The sequence below is a fragment of the Pseudomonas sp. MDV22-iso1 genome, from assembly GCF_058145095.1.
On the sequence record NZ_JBYVMF010000035.1, the window covers coordinates 30,747 to 52,530 of the forward strand.

General features: G+C 59.9%; 13 protein-coding genes. 6 read left to right on the forward strand and 7 right to left on the reverse strand.

What is annotated here, in order from left to right; all coding sequences use genetic code 11:
• Positions 1 to 33: 33 nt before the first annotated feature.
• The 4 genes from ligA to AC3ZVB_RS26795 all read right to left on the reverse strand — a co-directional run bounded on the left by ligA (position 34) and on the right by AC3ZVB_RS26795 (position 7,809).
• Positions 34 to 2,397 carry an NAD-dependent DNA ligase LigA gene (gene ligA / locus AC3ZVB_RS26780; RefSeq protein WP_490148218.1) on the reverse strand — a complete coding sequence of 788 codons (2,364 nt, stop codon included), beginning with the start codon at positions 2,395 to 2,397 and terminating at the stop codon, positions 34 to 36.
• Between the two features lie 168 nt (positions 2,398 to 2,565).
• The gene (zipA, locus tag AC3ZVB_RS26785) at positions 2,566 to 3,420 is read right to left on the reverse strand and encodes a cell division protein ZipA (RefSeq protein WP_162440788.1); all 855 of its coding nucleotides are present in this window, start codon (positions 3,418 to 3,420) and stop codon (positions 2,566 to 2,568) included.
• A 238-nt stretch (positions 3,421 to 3,658) separates the two neighbouring features.
• Entirely contained in the window at positions 3,659 to 7,147 is a 3,489-nt protein-coding gene (gene smc / locus AC3ZVB_RS26790; protein ID WP_162440789.1) for a chromosome segregation protein SMC, read from the reverse strand.
• Between the two features lie 2 nt (positions 7,148 to 7,149).
• Positions 7,150 to 7,809: a GntR family transcriptional regulator gene (locus AC3ZVB_RS26795; protein ID WP_490148219.1), complete on the reverse strand. Its 660-nt coding sequence runs from the start codon at positions 7,807 to 7,809 to the stop codon at positions 7,150 to 7,152.
• Between the two features lie 268 nt (positions 7,810 to 8,077).
• Here AC3ZVB_RS26795 and xdhA point away from each other — a divergent pair, with 268 nt between their 5' ends.
• The 4 genes from xdhA to guaD all read left to right on the forward strand — a co-directional run bounded on the left by xdhA (position 8,078) and on the right by guaD (position 14,242).
• On the forward strand, positions 8,078 to 9,532 hold the full coding sequence (xdhA, locus tag AC3ZVB_RS26800; protein WP_490148220.1) for a xanthine dehydrogenase small subunit: 1,455 nt from the start codon (positions 8,078 to 8,080) through the stop codon (positions 9,530 to 9,532).
• Complete coding sequence (gene xdhB, locus AC3ZVB_RS26805) at positions 9,525 to 11,924, forward strand: xanthine dehydrogenase molybdopterin binding subunit (protein ID WP_490148221.1); 2,400 nt, start codon at positions 9,525 to 9,527, stop codon at positions 11,922 to 11,924. The genes xdhA and xdhB overlap by 8 nt, the downstream gene beginning before the upstream one ends.
• A 147-nt stretch (positions 11,925 to 12,071) precedes the next feature.
• The gene (gene xdhC, locus AC3ZVB_RS26810) at positions 12,072 to 12,929 is read left to right on the forward strand and encodes a xanthine dehydrogenase accessory protein XdhC (protein WP_490148222.1); all 858 of its coding nucleotides are present in this window, start codon (positions 12,072 to 12,074) and stop codon (positions 12,927 to 12,929) included.
• Positions 12,930 to 12,937: 8 nt separating this feature from the next.
• Positions 12,938 to 14,242, forward strand: a complete 1,305-nt coding sequence (guaD, locus tag AC3ZVB_RS26815) for a guanine deaminase (protein ID WP_162440794.1) — start codon at positions 12,938 to 12,940, stop codon at positions 14,240 to 14,242.
• 151 nt (positions 14,243 to 14,393) lie between these two features.
• Here the strand turns inward: guaD and AC3ZVB_RS26820 are convergent, their stop codons facing one another.
• Positions 14,394 to 15,158, reverse strand: a complete 765-nt coding sequence (locus AC3ZVB_RS26820) for a GntR family transcriptional regulator (protein WP_064378756.1) — start codon at positions 15,156 to 15,158, stop codon at positions 14,394 to 14,396.
• A gap of 382 nt (positions 15,159 to 15,540) precedes the next feature.
• Between AC3ZVB_RS26820 and AC3ZVB_RS26825 the strand changes: the two genes are divergently transcribed.
• A complete protein-coding gene (locus AC3ZVB_RS26825) occupies positions 15,541 to 16,731 on the forward strand; it encodes a benzoate/H(+) symporter BenE family transporter (protein WP_490148223.1) in 1,191 nt (396 codons plus the stop codon).
• A gap of 156 nt (positions 16,732 to 16,887) precedes the next feature.
• Here the strand turns inward: AC3ZVB_RS26825 and AC3ZVB_RS26830 are convergent, their stop codons facing one another.
• Positions 16,888 to 17,232 (reverse strand): YggL family protein, encoded by a 345-nt coding sequence (locus AC3ZVB_RS26830; protein ID WP_162438361.1) that lies wholly within the window; start codon positions 17,230 to 17,232, stop codon positions 16,888 to 16,890.
• 233 nt (positions 17,233 to 17,465) lie between these two features.
• Here AC3ZVB_RS26830 and dacB point away from each other — a divergent pair, with 233 nt between their 5' ends.
• Positions 17,466 to 18,926: a D-alanyl-D-alanine carboxypeptidase/D-alanyl-D-alanine endopeptidase gene (dacB, locus tag AC3ZVB_RS26835; protein ID WP_490148224.1), complete on the forward strand. Its 1,461-nt coding sequence runs from the start codon at positions 17,466 to 17,468 to the stop codon at positions 18,924 to 18,926.
• Positions 18,927 to 19,062: 136 nt separating this feature from the next.
• Here dacB and AC3ZVB_RS26840 read toward each other — a convergent pair whose 3' ends face one another.
• The gene (locus AC3ZVB_RS26840) at positions 19,063 to 21,453 is read right to left on the reverse strand and encodes a sensor domain-containing diguanylate cyclase (RefSeq protein WP_490148225.1); all 2,391 of its coding nucleotides are present in this window, start codon (positions 21,451 to 21,453) and stop codon (positions 19,063 to 19,065) included.
• Positions 21,454 to 21,784: the final 331 nt, after the last annotated feature.

Here is a 21,784-nt window from a genome sequence, read left to right on the forward strand (position 1 = left end):
TGCCGCAGGCTGCGATCTTTTGATCTTACGTTTTCAATCCCCGACAGAAATGCCGTGATCTTTCAGATACGCGACAAACGCCTCTTCATCCAGCACCTTCAACCCCAACTCATTTGCCTTGGCCAACTTCGAACCGGCACCCGGACCTGCCACCACGCAATGAGTCTTGGCCGACACCGAACCTGCCACCTTGGCGCCCAGGCTTTCCAGCTTGTCCTTGGCCACATCGCGACTCATCAACTCGAGCGAGCCGGTCAGCACCCAGGTTTGCCCTGCCAGCGGCAAGCCTTCGACCACTTTCTTCTCGCTCTGCCAGTGCATGCCGAAATCGCGCAGTTGCTTCTCGGCAGCTTCAGCGATCTGTCGATTCTCAGCGACTGCAAAAAACTCCCGAACCGAATTCGCCTGTTTCTCCGGCAGCGTCTGGCGCATGTCCAGCCAGTCGGCGCTCATCACCGCTTCCAGTGAACCAAACTTGTCTGCCAGCTTCTGTGCACCACCCGGGCCCACCGAAGGAATGTGCAGTTTGTCGAGGAAACCACCCAGGGTGGTGCTGGCGGCGAACTCGGCGCCCAGCTCACCTTGATCCTGAATCTGCATGCCGTGTTTAAGCAGATCAGCGATCACCTGCTGGTTGTGCGTGTCTTCGAAGAAGCTATGAATCTCATGAGCCACTTCCAGGCCGACATCCGGCAAGTAGGTGAGTACTTGCGGCAAGGCCTGCTGCACACGCTCCAGCGAGCCGAGAGAACGCGCCAGGACCTTGGCCGTCTCCTCGCCGACATCGGGAATTCCGAGAGCGTAGATAAAGCGCGCCAGGCTCGGTTTCTTGCTGTCCTCGATGGCGCTGAGCAGTTTTTTACTGGACAGCTCGGCGAAGCCTTCGAGGTCGACGACTTGTTCAAACGTCAGGGCGTACAGGTCAGCGGGCGAATTCACCAGGCCTTCATCCACCAGTTGCTCGACACTCTTGTCGCCCAGCCCCTCAATGTCCAAAGCACGACGGGAGACGAAATGGATAATCGCCTGCTTGAGTTGCGCACCGCAGGCCAGGCGACCGACACAGCGATACACCGCGCCTTCACTGACGGTCTCACGACCCTTGCTGCGTTTGACCAGTTGCGTGCGCTCGACGTGGGAGCCGCAGACCGGGCACTGCTGCGGAATGTGCACCGGCCGCGCATCGTCAGGGCGACGCTCAAGGACCACTTGCACCACTTGCGGGATCACATCACCGGCACGGCGGATGATCACCGTGTCGCCAATCATCAAGCCCAGGCGCGCCACTTCATCCATGTTATGCAGGGTGGCGTTGGCCACAGTGACGCCAGCCACCTTGACCGGTTTCAAGCGCGCCACGGGCGTGACCGCGCCAGTGCGACCGACCTGGAATTCCACGTCGAGCAACTCGGTGAGCTCTTCCATCGCCGGGAATTTATGGGCAATTGCCCAGCGCGGTTCGCGCGCGCGGAAACCCAGTTCACGCTGTGAAGCAATGCTGTTGACCTTGAACACCACGCCATCGATTTCATAGGCCAGATCGTTGCGGCGCTCACCGATGTCGCGGTAGTAATCCAGGCACTCATCGATGCCATGGGCGAGTTTCAGCTCACGACTGATCGGCATGCCCCACGCCTGAAGCTGCTTCAAGTTGCCGATGTGGGTGTCGGCGATGTCCGCCGACACCTGGCCGATGCCGTAGCAGCAAAATTCCAGTGGACGGTTGGCGGTGATCTTTGAATCGAGCTGCCGCAAACTGCCGGCCGCAGCGTTACGCGGGTTGGCAAAGGTCTTGCCGCCAACTTCCAGTTGCGTGGCATTGAGCCGCTCGAAACCGGCCTTGGACATGAAGACTTCGCCGCGCACTTCCAGGGTGGCGGGCCAGCCGGTGCCCTGCAGCTTGAGCGGGATATTGCGCACAGTGCGCACGTTGACGCTGATGTCTTCACCGGTGGTGCCATCGCCTCGCGTAGCACCGCGCACCAGCACGCCGTCCTGATACAAAAGACTGACCGCCAGGCCATCGAGCTTGGGTTCGCAGCTGTACTCCACCGCCGCCCCGCCACCCAAGAGGTCGCCGACCGGCAGGTCCAGTCCTTCAGTGACCCGGCGATCGAATTCACGCATGTCGTTTTCTTCGAAGGCGTTACCGAGACTGAGCATCGGCACTTCGTGGCGCACCTGAGTGAACGCCGACAGCGCCGCGCTGCCCACTCGCTGCGTGGGCGAGTCGCTGGTGATCAATTCGGGATGGGCCGCTTCGAGGGCCTTGAGCTCATGGAACAACCGATCGTACTCGGCGTCCGGAATGCTCGGCTCGTCCAGCACGTGATAGCGATAGTTGTGCTGATCCAGCTCAGCGCGCAGCGCTTGAATGCGGTTTTTGGCGGCGGTCATGGGTGTTCTCTCATAAAGCAAAAAAGCAGCCGAGGCTGCTCCTGTTCTATCTCGTTAAGATCAAAAGATCGCAGCCTCGTTTCACTCGACAGCTCCTACTCAGCGCCTACAGAACATCGCGATCGCTGTAGGAGCTGTCGAGTGAAAAGAGGCTGCGATCTTTTGCCTTTATCGCTTCTGGGTCAGGGCACGACGTTCGAATTCAACGATGCGCTGACGGTAATGCTCGATCGTCTGGGCGGTCAGCACGCTGCGCTGGTCGTCCTTCAGTTCACCATTCAACTCCTGGGACAGCTTGCGAGCTGCTGCCACCATCACGTCAAAGGCTTGCTTGGGATGACGAGGACCTGGCAGGCCGAGGAAGAAGCTCACAGCCGGCGTGCTGAAATGATCGATGTCGTCCAGGTCGAAGATGCCTGGCTTGACGGCGTTGGCCATCGAGAACAGGACTTCGCCGTTGCCGGCCATGCTTTCGTGACGGTGGAAAATGTCCATTTCGCCAAAACGCAGGCCGCTTTCCAGAATGTTCTGCAACAGCGCCGGCCCTTTGAAGCCAGCGGCATCGCGGCAGATCACACTGATCACCAATACTTCTTCAGCTTGCGGCTGATCCCGCTCCACGGCCGAACTGGACGGCTTGGTGTCATCCGGGAAATCATCGTCACGGCTGCTGAAGCTCGGTCCGCCATCAAGGTCCAGGTTAAGGTTCAGGTCGCCCTGAGAGGGCTCGCCGTGACCCCGCTTGCCACGCTTGGAACCCGATTCACGGGCTTCACGGGCAGGCATGCTCACCGACGGCAGGTCATGCTCGTCCAGTTGCGGTTCCTTATGGGTATCCAGAACGCGGGGCGGGCCCAACAGCTCGGCGCTGGTGTCCTCGTCCGGCAAATTGGACAGGTTTCGATCAAGACGAAACTTCAGTTTCCCCTTGCCGCCGCGCATACGGCGCCAGCCATCGAAAAGAATACCGGCAATGACAATAATGCCGATGACGATCAGCCACTCGCGCAGACCGATTTCCATGTAATCCCGTGCCTCTATAAAAAATGCTGAAAAATAAGGGGTTTACAACTCGCAAACCGCTTTAAAACGTGGCGCCAACTCTATGTTCTGACAGGCGTTTTGCCCACGCATACGAAAAATTGATATTAAACTAGCACGACCAAAGGCAACTTTACAGGGCTTCGCTGCTACAAGCTCCACGCCAGGTGCCGCAAGCTCGTCACTGACCGCTCAAAGCTTGCCGCTTGTGGCTACGCTGCTAGGCGTCCACCAACGCCATCGCCTCCTCGACATCCACCGCCACCAGTCGCGAACAGCCCGGTTCGTGCATCGTCACCCCCATCAGTTGATCGGCCATTTCCATGGCGATCTTGTTGTGGGTGATGTAGATGAACTGCACTGTCTGGGACATCTCTTTGACCAGCCGTGCATAGCGTCCAACGTTCGCGTCATCCAAAGGCGCATCCACTTCATCGAGCATGCAGAACGGCGCAGGATTGAGCTTGAAGATCGCAAAAACCAGGGCCAATGCGGTCAGGGCTTTTTCGCCACCGGAGAGCAAATGGATGGTGCTGTTCTTCTTTCCTGGCGGCTGCGCCATGATCGTTACCCCTGTATCGAGTAGATCTTCGCCCGTCAGTTCCAAATACGCGCGTCCGCCACCGAAAACTTTTGGAAAAAGTGCCTGTAAACCGCCATTGATCTGATCAAAGGTATCTTTGAAGCGGTTACGGGTTTCCTTGTCGATCTTGCGAATCACGTTCTCGAGGGTGTCGAGCGCTTCGACCAGATCGTCGTTTTGCGCATCCAGATAATGCTTACGCTCCGATTGCTGCGTGTATTCGTCAATGGCCGCGAGGTTGATCGCACCCAGGCGCTGAATCCGTGCAGCAATGCGTTCGAGTTCTTCTTCGGCGTCTTTCTCGTTGGCCTCTGCCGTCAGCGTGGCGAGCACGCCGTGCAGGTCATAGCCATCTTCCAGCAACTGATCCTGCAGGGTCTTGCGACGCACCGTCAGCGCTTGCCATTCCATGCGCTGCATTTCCAGTTGACTGCGAATCAGCTGGGATTGTTGTTCGGCCTGGGTGCGGCGCTTTTCGGCCTCGCGCAATTCGCGGTCGGCGTCTTCCAGGGCGATCTGCGCGGTCTTGAGTTCTTCGTCGACGGTCATGCGCTTGTCGAGCAACTCTTCGAGCTTGAGGCGCAGCTCTTCCAGCGGTGCCTCGCCCTCCTCCAGATTGAGGCTCAATTGCTCGCGCTTTTCGGTCAGGCGTTCGGACTGCATTTCCAGTCGTTCCAATGCTTGCCGTGTTGAATCGTGCTGAGCCTTGAGCGAACCAAGTCGCACCGCCAACTGATGCGCATGATCCTTATGCTGGCGGGCTTCCTGCCGCACGCGATCAAGCCGTTCGCGCAGGCTGTCGCGCTGGGCCATCAGCAGCTCGCGTTGCTCGGTGTCGAGGGCCATGCTGTCGAGGGCCTCTTGCAATTGCAGGCGCGCCTCGCCGATGTTTTCGTGTTCCTGGGCACGTTGCTCTGCAAGTTCGGTGAGCTCTTCGTCCAGCCGTGTGCGGCGCAGGGTCAATTGCTCGACCTTGGCTTTGCCGGCGGACAACTGGGCTTTCAGCTCGCCTTGCTGACGCGCTTCGTCTTGCAACAGGCGACGCAAATGTTCGCGGCCGTTCTCCTGCTGACGCTGCTGTGCCCTGAGATTTTGCAGCTGGGTTTCCAGGGTTTCGACCGTGGCTTCGCGCTCTTCACGCTCAATGCTCAGGCGCTGGATTTCCTGACCGCGAGCCAGCACGCCGCTTTCCGCTTCACTGGCCCGACGCACGCGCAGAAAGTGCCGGCCGACCCAGTAACCGTCGCGACTGATCAGGCTCTGGCCGGCGCTCAGTTGACTGCGCTGGGCCAGGGCCTGTTCGAGGTTGTCGACCGGTTTGACCTGCCCCAGCCAAGGCGACAGATCGATCAGCGCCTCAACCTTGTCGAGCAAACTGCCGGCAACACGCAGCCCGTCACTGGCCGGACTGAGCAAGCGCAGATCTCCTTGGGCAAATCCGGCCAGGTCGTAATCACCAAAATCATCCACCAGCACTGCTTGCAGGTCGGCACCCAGAACGGTTTCCACCGCCAACTCCCAACCGGCTTCAACCTTGAGGCCTTCGGCCAGACGGGGACGGTCCGCCAGGTGTTGCTCACGCAGCCATTCAGCGGTGCCGGTGCCAGGGTCGAGCGCAGCTTGCTGCAGGGCCTCGAGGGATGCGAGGCGTCCGTTCAGACGCTGCAGATCACCCTGTGCCTGTTGCTGATTCTGTAGCGCGAGCTGTAATTCCTGGCGCAGTTGTTCGAGGCGTTCGACCTGGGCCTCTTCACTGGCCTGCAAGTCTTCCAGCGTCGCTTCACTGGCGGCCAACTGCTCGCTGAGTTCCATGATCGCGGCGTCTTCCGGGTCCGCCGACAGCAACGCACGCTCTTCGCCGAGACGCTTCTGACGATCGGCCAGACGCTCCATGCTGGTTTCCAGCTGCTGGATGCGCGACTGCTGAACTTCGGCCTGGCGACGGGGCTCGGCAGCCGTCAGGTTGAACGTGTCCCACTGTTCCTGCCAGCCGTGCATGGTGGTTTCGGATTCTTCCAGCGCGGCGGCGGCTTCTTCAGCGGCTGCGCTGGTGACTTCCTGTTCTGGCGTGAGCATGTCCAGCTCTTCGCCGAGGGTCAGCAGCAGCGTGCGGTCGTGGCCCAGGTGCGATTCGGTTTCCAGGCGCGCGCGTTCGGCTTCTTTGAGATCGTCCTGCAGTTGGCGCAACCGTTGCTGGCCGTGCTGGATACTCTGTTCGACCCGGGCAATATCGCCACCGACCGAATAGAAGCGCCCTTGCACCAGATTGAAGCGCTCGGACAGATCGTGGTGCCCGTCACGCAGGCGTTCGATACTCGCGTCGGCGTTGCGCTGCTCGGCGACCAGGGCTTCGAAGGTGACTTCCTGGGTGCCGATGATCGCCTCGCGCTGGCCGACCTGATCGTTCAACGCCTGCCAGCGCAAGGCCGACAGTTGGGCCTTGAGCTGACGCTCCTCGCCTTTGTATTCCTGATACTTCCTGGCCGACTCGGCCTGGCGATGCAAGCGCTCGAGTTGACGCGTCAGCTCTTCGCGCAGGTCAGTCAGGCGCTCGAGGTTTTCGTGGGTGCGACGAATGCGGTTTTCGGTCTCGCGTCGGCGCTCCTTGTACTTGGAGATGCCCGCCGCTTCTTCAATAAAATTGCGCAGGTCCTCAGGCTTGGACTCGATCAGCTTGGAGATCATCCCCTGCTCGATAATCGAGTAGCTGCGCGGCCCCAGGCCGGTGCCGAGGAAGATGTCGGTGATGTCGCGACGACGGCATTTGGTGCCGTTGAGGTAATAGGTGGTCTGGCTGTCGCGGGTCACTTTGCGGCGAATGGAAATTTCCGCATAGGCAGCGTATTCGCCCAGCAGCGTGCCGTCAGAGTTGTCGAACACCAGTTCGATGCTGGCCTGGCTCACGGGCTTGCGGCTGGTGGAGCCGTTGAAGATGACGTCGGTCATCGACTCGCCGCGCAGGTTCTTGGCCGAGCTCTCGCCCATCACCCAACGAACGGCGTCGATGATGTTCGACTTGCCGCAACCATTGGGCCCGACCACCGCCGCCATGTTACTGGGGAAGTTCACCGTGGTCGGGTCGACGAAGGATTTGAACCCCGCCAGCTTGATGCACTTGAGCCGCACGCTTAGGCGTCCGTCAGGGCGGAAACCACCAGATCGCAGCTGCGTTGGCCATAGGCGGTCAGCACTTCACGGATTTGCGCAAAGTCACGCGCCAGCACGGCGGCGAGCAAGCGCTCGAACAGCTCAAGGAACTCGCTCATCGATGCCTTGCGCTGATCCAGGGCGAGAAAATACGCACGGCTCATGGCCGGCTGCAGATTTTCGACGGTTTCCTGCAAATACGGGTTATTGGCGAACGGATACGCAGCGCGCATCACATTAAAGCTGTCATCCACAAAGGTGCGGATGTCCTGGCGCTCCAAACTGTCGGTCAGGCGCTGCTGGATCTGCACGAACGGCGCCATGTCGGCCTGGACTTTCCAGCCGGCAGCTACTGCATTGCCGAGCAGGATATAAAGCTCGCTCATCAATGTGCACAGGCTCTGAACCTTGTGCGCCGTCAACTCGGTCACGTGCGCGCCCCGTCGCGGCAGGATCGCGATCAGGTGGCGACGCTCGAGGATCAACAAGGCCTCACGAACCGAGCCGCGACTGACATTGAGGGCCAGCGTGACCTTTTGTTCCTGGATCCGCTCCCCGGGCTTCATTTCACCGCGAATGATGCGTTCGGCGAGGTGGTGAGCAATTTGCTCGGCGAGGCTATCCGGCGCCTTGAACGTCATGATTGTCCTTCAAACTCTTTCGATCTGCACAGGCGGCGCAGTGTAGCGCACATGAGGGGTTGTGGCGGAGTGCCCACTCAGCGGTTTTTGGCACGATTCCCGCAAAAAAGCAGGCTATCCCGAGAGGGTCAATACTGATGGAACGCGTTGTTGATCGCCAAAACGGGTTTTCCTGACCTTTAAGTCAGAAAATCATTGACCGAAAAGTCAGACCTGATAAATTCGGTTCAAAGCGGTTAACAACAATAATGAGTCTGCGAGGCCTTCCGTGATCCAGTTTTTACTTAACCAGGAACTCCGTAGCGAGCACGCCCTGGACCCAAACCTGACCGTGCTCAATTATCTGCGCGACCATGTGGGCAAACCCGGCACCAAAGAAGGCTGCGCCAGCGGTGACTGCGGTGCCTGCACCGTGGTGGTTGGCGAGCTGCAAACGGATGACGACGGCCGCGAGCACATTCGCTATCGCAGCCTCAACTCATGTCTGACGTTCGTATCGTCGCTGCACGGCAAACAGCTGATCAGCGTCGAAGACCTCAAATACAAAGGCGAACTGCACAGCGTGCAGAAAGCCATGGTCGAGTGCCATGGTTCGCAGTGTGGCTTCTGCACCCCAGGCTTCGTGATGTCACTGTTCGCGCTGCAAAAGAACAGCGACCAACCAGACTCGCACAAAGCCCACGAAGCCCTGGCCGGCAACCTGTGCCGCTGCACCGGGTATCGCCCGATCCTGGAAGCCGCCGAGCAGTCTTGCTGCGCTAAACAGCCGGACCAATTCGACGCTCGCGAAGCCGACACCATTGCCCGCCTGAAAGCCATCGCACCCACCGACATCGGCGAACTCAACAGCGGTGACAAGCGCTGCCTGGTGCCGCTGACCGTGGCCGACCTGGCCGACCTCTATGATGCATACCCACAAGCTCGCCTGCTGGCGGGCGGTACCGACCTGGCGCTCGAAGTCACGCAATTCCACCGCACCTTGCCGGTGATGATCTACGTCGGCAACGTCGCCGAAATGAAGCGCATCGAACGCTTCGACGACCGTCTGGAAATCGGCGCCGCGACCGCCCTCTCCGATTGCTACGAAGCGTTGAAATCCGAATACCCGGACTTTGGCGATTTGCTGCAGCGCTTCGCCTCTTTGCAGATTCGCAACCAGGGCACGCTCGGCGGCAACATCGGTAACGCCTCGCCGATTGGTGACTCGCCGCCCCTGTTGATCGCCCTGGGCGCGCAGATCGTTCTGTGCAAAGGCGAAACCCGTCGCACGATGGCGCTGGAAGATTACTTCATCGATTACCGGGTCACGGCGCGCCAGGAAAGCGAGTTCATCGAAAAGATCATTGTGCCCCGCGCCAGCGTCGAACAACTGTTCCGCGCCTACAAGGTTTCCAAGCGCCTGGACGATGACATTTCAGCGGTCTGCGCTGCGTTCAATCTGCGCATCGAAAACGGCGTGATCGCTGATGCCCGCGTCGCCTTCGGTGGCATGGCTGCCACGCCGAAACGCGCGAAAAGCTGTGAGGCGGTTTTGCTCGGCTCACCGTTCAATCACGCCACCGTCGAACGTGCCTGCGCCGCCCTGGGCGAAGACTTCACGCCGCTGTCGGACTTCCGCGCCAGCAAGGAATACCGCCTGCTCAGCGCGCAAAACCTGCTGCGCAAATACTTCATCGAACTGCAAACACCGCACATCGAGACTCGGGTGACCGCTTATGTCTAATCATCACGCTGTAGAGAAGACCCAAGCCGAACTGGCTGAACTGTTCGCCAAGGACCTGACCAGTGGCGTCGGCCGCAGCGTCAAGCATGACAGCGCCGCCAAGCACGTTTCCGGTGAAGCGCAGTACATCGACGACCGCCTGGAATTTCCAAACCAGCTGCACGTATACGCCCGGCTGTCGGACCGCGCCCACGCGAAAATCATCAGCATCGACACCACGCCCTGCTACGCCTTCGAAGGCGTGCGCATCGCAATCACCCATGAAGACGTCCCGGGCCTGAAAGACATCGGCCCGTTGCTGCCCGGCGATCCGCTGCTGGCCATCGATGACGTGCAGTTCGTCGGTCAACCGGTGCTCGCCGTGGCCGCGAAAGACCTGGAAACCGCACGCAAGGCCGCCATGGCTGCGATCATCGAATACGAAGACCTCGAACCGGTACTGGATGTCGTCGAAGCCCTGCGCAAACGTCACTTCGTGCTCGACAGTCATACCCATCAGCGGGGTGATTCGGCCAGTGCATTGGCGAGCGCTGAACATCGCATTCAAGGCACGTTGCACATTGGCGGCCAGGAGCATTTTTACCTGGAAACCCAGATCTCTTCGGTGATGCCGACTGAAGACGGCGGGATGATCGTCTACTGCTCGACCCAGAACCCCACCGAAGTGCAGAAGCTGGTCGCTGAGGTGCTGGACGTGTCGATGAACAAGATCGTCGTCGACATGCGTCGCATGGGCGGTGGTTTTGGCGGCAAGGAAACCCAGGCGGCGAGCCCGGCGTGCCTCTGTGCCGTGATCGCTCACCTCACTGGCCAGCCGACCAAGATGCGCCTGCCGCGTGTCGAAGACATGCTGATGACCGGCAAGCGCCACCCGTTCTACGTCGAGTATGACGTCGGCTTCGACAGCACCGGTCGCCTGCACGGGATTGCTCTGGAACTGGCCGGCAACTGCGGCTGCTCGCCAGACCTGTCGGCCTCGATTGTCGACCGTGCGATGTTCCACGCCGACAACTCGTACTACCTGGGCGATGCGACCATCAACGGTCACCGCTGCAAAACCAACACCGCCTCGAACACGGCTTATCGTGGCTTCGGCGGTCCGCAAGGCATGGTCGCCATTGAAGAAGTGATGGACGCGATTGCCCGCCATCTGGGCGTCGATCCGCTGGCGGTGCGCAAGGCCAACTACTACGGCAAGACCGAGCGCAACGTCACCCATTACTACCAGACCGTCGAGCACAACATGCTCGAGGAAATGACCGCCGAGCTGGAGGAAAGCAGCCAGTATGCCGAGCGTCGCGAAGCGATTCGCCGCTACAACGCCAACAGCCCGATCCTGAAAAAAGGCCTGGCGCTGACCCCGGTGAAATTCGGTATTTCCTTCACTGCCAGTTTCCTCAACCAGGCCGGTGCGCTGATCCACATCTACACCGACGGCAGCATCCACCTGAACCATGGCGGCACCGAAATGGGTCAGGGCTTGAACATCAAGGTTGCGCAAGTCGTGGCCGAGGTCTTTCAAGTCGAAATCGACCGCGTGCAAATCACCGCCACCAACACCGACAAGGTCCCGAACACCTCGCCGACTGCGGCTTCCAGCGGTGCTGACCTGAACGGTAAAGCCGCGCAGAACGCCGCCGAAATTATCAAGAAACGCCTGGTCGAATTCGCTGCCCGTCAATACAAGGTCAGCGAAGAGGACGTGGAATTCCACAACGGCCACGTGCGGGTTCGCGATCACATCCTGACCTTCGAAGCGCTGATTCAACAGGCCTATTTCGCCCAGGTTTCGTTGTCGAGCACCGGCTTCTACAAGACCCCGAAAATCTTCTATGACCGCAGTCAGGCCCGTGGCCGGCCGTTCTATTACTTTGCGTTCGGCGCAGCCTGTTGTGAAGTGATCATCGACACCCTGACCGGCGAGTACAAAATGCTGCGCACCGACATTCTTCACGACGTCGGCGCCTCGCTGAACCCGGCCATCGACATCGGTCAGGTCGAGGGCGGTTTCATCCAGGGCATGGGCTGGCTGACCATGGAAGAGCTGGTGTGGAACAACAAGGGCAAACTGATGACCAACGGCCCGGCCAGCTACAAGATCCCTGCGGTCGCGGACATGCCGCTGGACCTGCGGGTGAAGCTGGTGGAAAACCGCAAGAACCCGGAAGACACGGTGTTCCATTCCAAAGCAGTGGGCGAGCCACCGTTCATGCTCGGCATCGCGGCGTGGTGTGCGATCAAGGATGCAGTGGCGAGTCTGGGCGACTACAAACATCAACCGCACATCGACGCGCCGGCGACCCCGGAGCGGGTGTTGTGGGGCTGCGAGCAGATGCGTCAGTTGAAGGTGGCGAAGGTGGTTGAGGGCGAGCCGGAGTTGGCTTCGCTTTAAGACCGAGTCGCCTCCAATCGCTAGCAGGCTAGCTCCCACAGTGGATTTTTAGTGAGCACACATTCTGTGGCTAACAGAGATCCAAAGGTGGGAGCCAGCCTGCTGGCGATGAGGCCCGAACTGACTACACAGATGTCGAGGTGAAACATGTACAACTGGATCGACGCCCTCGCCGACCTGCAAAACCGCGGTGAACCCTGCGTGTTGGTGACCATCATCGAAGAGCTCGGCTCGACGCCACGCAATGCCGGCTCGAAGATGGTCATCAGCGCCCACCAGACGTTCGACACCATCGGTGGCGGGCACCTGGAATACAAGGCCATGCAGATCGGCCGCGAAATGCTCGCCAGTGGCAAGCAGGACACGCACCTGGAGCGCTTCAGCCTCGGCGCCAGCCTGGGCCAATGCTGTGGCGGCGTGACCGTGTTGCTGTTTGAACCCATGGGCCAGGTCCAGGCGCAGATCGCCGTGTTCGGCGCCGGCCATGTGGGCCGTGCACTGGTGCCGCTGCTGGCGAGCCTGCCCTGTCGCGTGCGCTGGATCGACTCGCGGGATGCGGAGTTCCCTGAGCTGATTCCCCACGGCGTGCGCAAGATCGTCGCCGAAGAACCGGTGGATGAAATCGACGATTTGCCCGCCGGCAGTTACTGCATCGTCATGACCCATAATCACCAGCTCGACCTCGAACTCACCGCCGCAATCCTCAAGCGCAACGACTTCACCTACTTCGGCCTGATTGGTTCGAAGACCAAACGGGTGAAGTTCGAACATCGCCTGCGTGATCGCGGTTTCGACAGCGCCGTGCTGCAACGCATGCGCTGCCCGATGGGCATCGGCGACGTCAAAGGCAAATTGCCTGTGGAAATCGCTATCTCCATCGCCGGCGAAATCATCGCCACCTACAACGCCAATTTCGGCCAGCAAACGTCCAGCGCCGAACCGATTGCCAAGCTGCTGCCCGCTTCACGTCGCAGCCACGCTTCAAACCTGAAAGCCACGAATTGAGAACGACAATGCCTCTGACTCGAAAAGCCTACCGCGCCGCCATCCTGCACAGCATCGCCGATCCCGCCGAAGTGGGCATCGAAGCCTCCTACGAGTATTTCGAGGACGGCTTGCTGGTGGTCGATAACGGCCAGATCAGCGCCATAGGCCACGCCAGCGAATTGCTGCCGACCCTGCCGGCCGATATCGACATCACCCACTATCAGGACGCCCTGATTACCCCGGGCTTCATCGACACCCACATTCACCTGCCGCAAACCGGCATGGTCGGTGCCTACGGCGAGCAACTGCTGGACTGGCTCAACACCTACACGTTCCCGTGCGAAAGCCAGTTCGCCGACAAGGCTCACGCCGACGAAGTCGCGGACATTTTCATCAAGGAATTGCTGCGCAACGGCACCACCACGGCACTGGTATTTGGCAGCGTGCACCCGCAATCGGTGAACTCGTTCTTCGAAGCTGCCGAGCAGTTGGACCTGCGCATGATCGCCGGCAAAGTGATGATGGACCGCAACGCGCCGGACTACCTGACCGACACCGCTGAATCCAGCTACGTGGAAAGCAAGGCATTGATCGAACGCTGGCACGGCAAGGGCCGCTTGCACTACGCGGTCACGCCGCGCTTTGCCCCGACCAGTACGCCGGAACAATTGACCCTCGCCGGGCAGTTGCTCAGCGAGTATCCAGATCTGTACATGCAGACCCACATCAGCGAAAACCTGAAAGAGATCGAGTGGGTCAAGGAACTGTTCCCGGAGCGTAAAGGCTATCTGGACGTCTACGATCACTACCAATTGCTCGGCGAGCGCTCGGTCTTCGCCCACGGCGTGCACCTGTGCGACGACGAGTGCGCGCGACTGGCAGAAACCGGTTCGGCCATCGCTTTCTGCCCGACCTCGAACTTCTTCCTCGGCAGCGGCCTGTTCAACCTGCCGATGGCCGAGAAGCACAAACTGAATGTCGGTTTGGGGACGGACGTCGGCGGCGGTACCAGTTTCTCCCTGCTACAAACCTTGAACGAAGCGTACAAAGTCATGCAGCTGCAAGGCGCACGACTGAGCCCGTTCAAATCCCTGTACCTGGCGACCCTGGGCGGTGCCCGTGCGCTGCGTCTGGAAGACAAGATCGGCACGTTGCTGCCGGGCACCGACGCGGATTTCCTGGTGCTGGATTACAACGCTACGCCGCTTCTCAGCTATCGCTTGAAGCAGGCCAACAACATTGCCGAGACGTTGTTTGTACTGATGACGCTGGGCGATGACCGGACGGTGCTGCAGACCTATGCGGCGGGTGCACTGGTGCATCAGCGCTAAGTCTTCAGGCATAAAAAATCCCCCGCCGCTTTTCAGCCCGGGGGATTTTTATTGCCTGTCAGAAAGATCAAAAGATCGCAGCCTTCGGCAGCTCCTACAGAGGAACTCGTACTCCTGTAGGAGCTGTCGAGTGAAACGAGGCTGCGATCTTTTAAAGCTTGGCCGCTGGCCGCCCAGGCTTCTTGGTCTGCAACAAATGCGAGAACACCGCGTGCAAATCATCCGACGCACTTTCTTCGTCAAGGTTGAGCTTGCTGTCGATGTGATCCATGTGGTGCATCATCAAATCTACCGCCAGCTCACCATTGCGCGCTTCGATGGCATCGATCAACTGGGTGTGCTCGTCGTATGAACAGTGCGAGCGATTGCCGCTTTCGTACTGGGCAATGATCAGCGAGGTCTGCGACACCAGGCTGCGCTGGAAGCTGATCAGCGGTGCATTCTTTGCCGCTTCAGCCAGTTTCAGGTGGAACTCGCCCGACAGACGGATACCTGCACCGCGATCGCCACGGGAAAAGCTGTCGCGCTCGTCGTTGACCATCTGACGCAGCTCGGCGATCTGCTCGGCTGTCGCGTGCTGCACCGCCAGTTCGGTGATCGCTCGCTCCACCAGACGCCGGGCCAGGAACACCTGCCGTGCCTCTTCGACACTCGGGCTGGCAACGACTGCGCCGCGATTGGGACGCAGCAGCACAACCCCTTCATGGGCCAGGCGCGATAGCGCACGGCGAATGATGGTGCGACTGACCCCGAAAATTTCCCCCAGCGCTTCTTCGCTCAACTTGGTGCCGGGCGCCAGACGCTGCTCGAGGATGGCCTCGAAGATATGCGCGTAGACAATATCGTCCTGGGTACCGCTGCGGCCGGCTTTGCCTGCTCGCGGTTGTTTCTTGAGGGGCTGCAACTGTTCGTTCATGGGCACTCGAGTCGGGAGAACTGCGGCGAATTGACCGTGACTGTAATACGGCACAGTGGGTCGCTGGCAAGTATCGCGTAAAAAACACCGCGATTGTACACAATGGATGGTGGCAACACGACTGTACGGCTGTTTGTTGCCTCCGCTGTATTGCAACGCAGGGTTACGTTTGAGTTTAGGCTTGAATCCATAACCCGCGCGTTAACCTGGGTCATGTAGCCGCTGGCGAAGCCTGCGTCCGGCTGCGCAGCAGTCGTAAAGATTTGGGGCCGCTGCGCGACCCAACGGGGATAAATCCCCTCGCCACACCGCAGCCGGACGCAGGCTTCGCCAGCTGCTACAAAGGCTCGGGCATCTTCACTAGAGCAAGGAACACCCCGTCATGAACGACGCCACGCACACGCAGCTCCGCCCTCTGGCCGATACGTCACCTTCGGCGATCGTTGCCGGTTTCATCGCCATGATGACCGGCTACACCAGCTCCCTGGTGTTGATGTTCCAGGCCGGCCAATCCGCCGGCCTGACCAGCGGGCAGATTTCGTCGTGGATCTGGGCGATCTCGATTGGCATGGCGGTGTGCTCGATCGGCTTGTCCCTGCGTTATCGGACGCCCATCACCATCGCCTGGTCGACGCCCGGCGCAGCGTTGCTGATCACCAGCCTCGGCGGTGTCAGCTACGGCGAAGCGATCGGCGCCTACGTCACCTGCGCCGTCCTGGTCACGATCTGTGGTTTGACCGGCAGCTTCGAGCGTCTGGTCAAAAAGATTCCGGCCTCCTTGGCGGCGGCGTTATTGGCGGGGATTCTGTTCAAGATCGGCAGTGAAATCTTTGTCGCGGCGCAGCATCGCACGGCGCTGGTCTTGGGGATGTTCTTCACTTATCTGGTGATCAAGCGCCTGTCGCCGCGTTATGCCGTGCTGGCTGCATTGCTGATCGGTACGGCCTTGTCAGGGTTCATGGGGTTGCTGGACTTCAGTGGCTTCCACCTGGAAGTGGCGACGCCTGTGTGGACCACGCCGCACTTCTCCCTGGCGGCCACCATCAGCATCGGCATTCCGCTGTTTGTCGTGGCCATGACCTCGCAAAACATGCCAGGGATCGCGGTTTTGCGCGCCGATGGGTACAACGTGCCCGCGTCACCGCTGATCACCACCACCGGGATCGCCTCGCTGCTGCTGGCACCGTTCGGTTCACACGGGATCAACCTGGCGGCCATCAGCGCAGCGATCTGCACCGGGCCGCATGCCCACGAAGATCGCAACAAGCGCTACACGGCGGCGGTCTGGTGCGGGATTTTCTACGGGATCGCCGGTGTGTTCGGTGCGACACTGGCGGCGCTGTTTGCCGCGCTGCCCAAAGAACTGATGCTGTCGATTGCGGCGCTGGCGTTGTTCGGCTCGATCATCAATGGGCTGAGCATTGCCATGAGCGAAGTGAAGGAGCGTGAAGCGGCGCTGATCACCTTCATGGTGACGGCGTCGGGGCTGACGCTGTTTTCCATCGGTTCGGCGTTTTGGGGGATTGTGGCGGGGGTGGTGACGTTAGTGATCTTGAATTGGCGTAAAGCCTGATCCCTTGTAGGAGCGAGCTTGCTCGCGATGGACTCGAGGGCGCCGCGTGTATTCAGAAAAAACGCGTAATCGTTAACGTCCATCGCGAGCAAGCTCGCTCCTACAAAAAGCAGGCATAAAAAAACGGCGACCCTTGGGTCGCCGTTTTTTCTAACATCAAGCTACCGGATTGATTGGCTTTTCCGGGTACCAGACGTCGATCAGCGGGCTGACGGTTGCTTCGGTCAGTTCGCTGCGGCCTTTGAGCCAGGCTTCAACAGCAGCGCGCTGCTCTTCGGATACCGAGCCACGTTTCTGCAGGCAAACCAGACCGAAGTCGTCGCCGCCAACATAACCCAGACCGTTGGCTTCCATGGCTTCTTGCAGGAACGCATCGAGGAAAGCATCAATGGCTTCATCAGCCAAATCTTCTTTGAAATCCAGGTTCAGTTCGAAACCCAGCTCTTGAAATTCATCAACGCACAGTTTTTTGCGCAGACGCTGGGAACGGTTAGTCGCCATTGGAACAATCCTCATAAGTAATAACGGGCGGCACTTTAGCAGTTTAAGCCGCCAATTGCCCGACTCTCTGGGCGCGGCGACCTACCGTCGGTAAAAAAATAGCTTATTAGCGGGCCAGGTCACGGCACAAGCCCCTACACCTTGGGGCATAATGCCGACACTTTCATGACTACTGAGGGAATTTATCTTCATGCCCTCGTCTTTTTCCCCTCGGCTGTAGGGTTCTATTTCATATGATCAAATCTTTGCGTCCATTGTTGCTGGCCGGTTTACTTCTCCCATTGGCCCTCCCGCTTGCCGCTGCGCCCATTAATACCGGTTTGACTCCCAACGTTGAAAAGGCCCTCAAGGCCAGCAAACTGCAGGACAACGCCCTGTCCCTGGTGCTGATTCCGCTCAACGGCCCGGGCACACCGACCATTTTCAATGCGGACGTCTCGGTCAACCCGGCGTCGACCATGAAGCTGGTCACCACTTACGCGGCGCTGGAAATGCTCGGCCCGAACCACCAGTGGAAAACCGAGTTCTACACCGACGGCACCCTCAGCGGCGGCATTCTCAACGGCAACCTCTTCCTTAAAGGTGGCGGCGATCCGAAGCTGAACATGGAAAAACTCTGGTTGCTGATGCGAGACCTGCGCGCCAATGGCGTCACGCAGATCACCGGCGACCTGGTGCTGGATCGCAATTTCTTCACGCAACCGCAACTGCCCGAGTTCAACGATGACGGCAATGACGAGAACAAGCCGTTCCTGGTCAAACCCGATTCGCTGATGGTCAATCTCAAGGCCCTGCGCTTTGTGGCCCGCAATGACAACGGCCGGGTACTGGTGTCGGTCGAGCCACCGATTGCCTCGATCCGTATCGAAAATCAGGTCAAGGCCATCAACTCCAAGCAGTGCACCGGCGGCGTGCGCTACAACCCGGTGACCCAACCCGATGGCAGCGTGACCGTGACGGTTGGCGGCCAGTTGGGCGATGGCTGCAGCTCCCAGACGTACCTGTCGCTGCTGGACCACGCGACCTACACCGCCGGTGCGGTCCGGGCCATCTGGAAAGAGCTGGGCGGCAGCATTCAGGGCAAGGACGTTCTGGCGCCTACGCCGAAAAATGCCAAATTGCTGGCCCGGGCTTTTTCGCCGGACCTGGCGGAAATCATCCGCGACGTCAACAAATACAGTAACAACACCATGGCACAGCAGCTGTTCCTGAGCCTGGGCCAGCGGTTCCGCACCGACGCCGATGGCGACGACGCCAAGGCTGCCCAGCGCGTGGTTCGTCAGTGGCTGGCGAAGAAAGGCATCACCGCGCCGCACCTGATCATGGAAAACGGCTCCGGCCTGTCCCGCGCCGAGCGTGTCAGCGCCCGGGAAATGGCGGCGATGCTGCAGGCCGCCTGGCGCAGCCCGTACGCTGCCGAGTTCATCAGCTCGATGCCAATTGCCGGCACCGACGGCACCATGCGCAAGCGCTTGAAGACCACCGCGATGCGCGGTGAAGCGCACGTCAAGACCGGCACCTTGAACACCGTTCGAGCGATCTCCGGCTTCAGCCGCGACATCAACGGCAATACCTGGGCGGTGGTCGCGATCCTCAACGACAAGGCTCCCTTCGGCGCATCGTCGGTGCTGGATCAGGTGCTGCTGGACCTGTATCGCCAGCCGAAACTGCCAGAGACGGCGTCGGTGCTGTAACCGACTCGTCCAGACACAGAAGATCAACTGTGGGAGCAAAGCTTGCTCGCGAAGGCGTCGTGTCAGTCGACACTTAATGGTGAATGACACGACGCAATCGCGAGCAGGCTCACTCCTACAGGGTTTGGGTGCACCTTCAGGTTATTTCTGCCTCTACCCGATCCCTTCCCGCCTGTTTCGCGGCATACACCCCCGAATCCGCCCGCAGCAACAGCGCGTCCGCGCCCTCCCCGACTCGCCAGCTGGCCACACCGAAACTCGCCGTAACGATCCCGACGCCGTCAATCGGCGAACTGCGCAACGCCTGCCATAGCTGTAACGCCAGCACATGCGCATGCTCGCCGCCGATATCCGGGCAGAGCACCATGAATTCCTCGCCTCCCAAACGACAAAACACATCCGTTCGACGCAGGCGAGCGCCGATACGCTCGCACACGGCCTGCAGCACCCGGTCACCGATCGCGTGACCGTGCTGGTCATTGATCCGTTTGAAGTGATCGACATCGAGCATGATCACCGACAACTCGCCGCCGCCACGCTCGACCCTGGCCATTTCGGTGGTCAGGCGCTCTTGAAAGTAGCGGCGGTTGTGAATACCCGTCAGTGAATCCGTCACCGACAGCGCCCGCAGTTCTTCTTCCACGCGCTTGAGGTCGGAGATGTCTGAAATGTAGCCATGCCACAGCACACCGCCGCCGGGCAGTTCCTCAGGGGTCGCTTCGCCACGGACCCAGCGCAGCCCACGCAGGGGCAATTGCACGCGATACTCCTCGCGCCACGGGCTCAGGTTGTCCGCCGAAGCGCGGATCGAGGCGCGCACCCGCGTGGTGTCCTGCGGATGAATCCGGGTGAAGATCGCTTCGGCATTGAGCAGCAGCACATCCGGTTCGAGTTCGTAGATCTCGCGAATCCCGTCACTGGCGTAGATCACACTGAAGCGCCCGTCGAATTCCATCTTGAACTGGTAGATCCCGCCCGGCACATGGGCACTGAGCTTTTTCAACAGCAGGTCACGCGCCGCCAGTGCTTCGTGGACGCGCTTGCGTTCGGTGATGTCGATGCAGATCGCCAGGTGTCCGACCCACAGGCCTAGTTCGTCGAGCACCGGTGTCGCCAACATGTTCACCGCAAGGTGGCTGCCATCGCTGCGCACCAGCGTCCATTCCCGCGCTTCATGACCGCCCTCCTCACCGCCCTCGACCAGCATCGCCTGACAGGTGGGAATCGGCTTGCCATACCGCGCGCTCAACTCCGCCGAACGCGCCACCAATTCCCGGGGCAGGTGCAGATTCTCCAGGGTCATGTGCCCCACCACTTCGGCACTGGAATAGCCGAGCATGTGTTCGGCACCGGCATTAAACGTGGTGATGACGCCGCGCAGGTCGGTGGCGATGATCGCCACCTGCGTCGCGGCGTTCAGCACACCACGCAGTTGCCCGTGGGTGCCGCGCAACTCCTGCTCGCGGGCACGCAGTTCCTGGGTCCGTTGCTCGACCAGTTTCAGCGCCCGCTGACGTTGGCTGACCAACACGTAAAGCAAGGCGCTGAGCAGCAGACTGAGTAAGCTGCCCAACACCACCAGGCTGCTCACCGAAGAATGGTTGGCCTGCAGAAACGAGGTACTGGGCCGCATTTCAACCTGATAATCATGGTCGGCCAGACGGATCAGTTGCGTCGATGACAGTTCGCTGACGGCGGGCGTATTGCTCGACTCATACAGCACTTCATGCTGATCCCCGGTGGACAGATCAAGAATGCGCACCGAGAGGAAATCGTGATTATCCTCCGGCAATCCGTCTGCAAGCAGTTGGCGCATGCTGATAACGGCCATGACGTAACCATCCGGCATACCCCCCGCCGCCGGCTGCCGGCTGACCGGTGCCACCAACAGGATTCCCCGGGCATAGGTCGGCTCAATCCCCAGCAGATACAGTGGTTGCGACACCGCCATGCCACCATGGCTGTCGGCCCGCTCCAGCGTGGCGCGGCGCAACGGTTGCGCAAGCAAATCGAATCCCAGAGGGGTGGGAAGACGGCTTTGGGTCTGGGTGTACAGCACCGGAGCGTACTCGTCCCGCTCAGCAGCCGTTTGCAACTGCCCGGTGGCATCCAGTTCGCGGACACGAAACTCGCTCAACCCTTCTTCCTGCACCTCGCGTTCAAACGCAGGCCGCGCGGCACGGGAGATCCGCGGCGCCCATGAGTAGGCTTGGGTGCGATGCAACAGTGGCCTGGCGTAACCGTCGAATTCCTCGCGGGACACCGTGCCGGAATTGGCAAAGAACCGGCGCAACCCGTCCAGGCGCTGTTCCTGATCTTCAAAACGTTCTTCGATACGGCTGTAACGTTCACTGGCGAGCAGTTGGAAGCGTTGCCGCAATTGATGGTGAAACAGATTCAGTGTCGACCAGGCCAGCAGCCCCGTGAGAATGCCGCCGACGAGCAATACCAGCAGCGCAACCAGCCAGGCCGAAGCATCTTCACTGATGAAACCCAGGATCTTTGGGCGCATGACGTGCAACGACATAGAGGCAGACTCAAAACGCCAAGCGCCGGGAAAGCTCAATGGCCCTGAGTTGAGTTATAGCTATTAGCCACTAATTTGACCAGCATTGAGAGGAGCCAAGAGCCTTTTAAAAACAAGGCTCTGTGGATGCAACAAAATTAGCAGTAACACATACCCCTGTAGCAGCTGGCGAAGCCTGCGTTGGCTCCGGGGTCGCGCTCGACCGAAGCGGTCGCTTTTTGGACGATTTGATGTCTCCCTGAAAATCGGGGCCGCTTCGCGCCCCAACGCAGGCTGCGCCAGCTGCTATGTATGGACTCGCCCCCCACTGTCTACCCGCTTTCAAAAAAAC

Bases quoted from the DNA above. Each gene is read 5' to 3' on its own strand.
- ligA (WP_490148218.1), bottom strand. From the start codon at position 2,397: ATGACCGCCGCCAAAAACCGCATTCAAGCGCTGCGCGCTGAGCTGGAT.
- zipA (WP_162440788.1), bottom strand. From the start codon at position 3,420: ATGGAAATCGGTCTGCGCGAGTGGCTGATCGTCATCGGCATTATTGTC.
- AC3ZVB_RS26795 (WP_490148219.1), bottom strand. From the start codon at position 7,809: ATGACGTTCAAGGCGCCGGATAGCCTCGCCGAGCAAATTGCTCACCAC.
- xdhB (WP_490148221.1), top strand. From the start codon at position 9,525: ATGTCTAATCATCACGCTGTAGAGAAGACCCAAGCCGAACTGGCTGAA.
- xdhC (WP_490148222.1), top strand. From the start codon at position 12,072: ATGTACAACTGGATCGACGCCCTCGCCGACCTGCAAAACCGCGGTGAA.
- guaD (WP_162440794.1), top strand. From the start codon at position 12,938: ATGCCTCTGACTCGAAAAGCCTACCGCGCCGCCATCCTGCACAGCATC.
- AC3ZVB_RS26820 (WP_064378756.1), bottom strand. From the start codon at position 15,158: ATGAACGAACAGTTGCAGCCCCTCAAGAAACAACCGCGAGCAGGCAAA.
- AC3ZVB_RS26825 (WP_490148223.1), top strand. From the start codon at position 15,541: ATGAACGACGCCACGCACACGCAGCTCCGCCCTCTGGCCGATACGTCA.
- AC3ZVB_RS26830 (WP_162438361.1), bottom strand. From the start codon at position 17,232: ATGGCGACTAACCGTTCCCAGCGTCTGCGCAAAAAACTGTGCGTTGAT.
- dacB (WP_490148224.1), top strand. From the start codon at position 17,466: ATGATCAAATCTTTGCGTCCATTGTTGCTGGCCGGTTTACTTCTCCCA.
- AC3ZVB_RS26840 (WP_490148225.1), bottom strand. From the start codon at position 21,453: ATGTCGTTGCACGTCATGCGCCCAAAGATCCTGGGTTTCATCAGTGAA.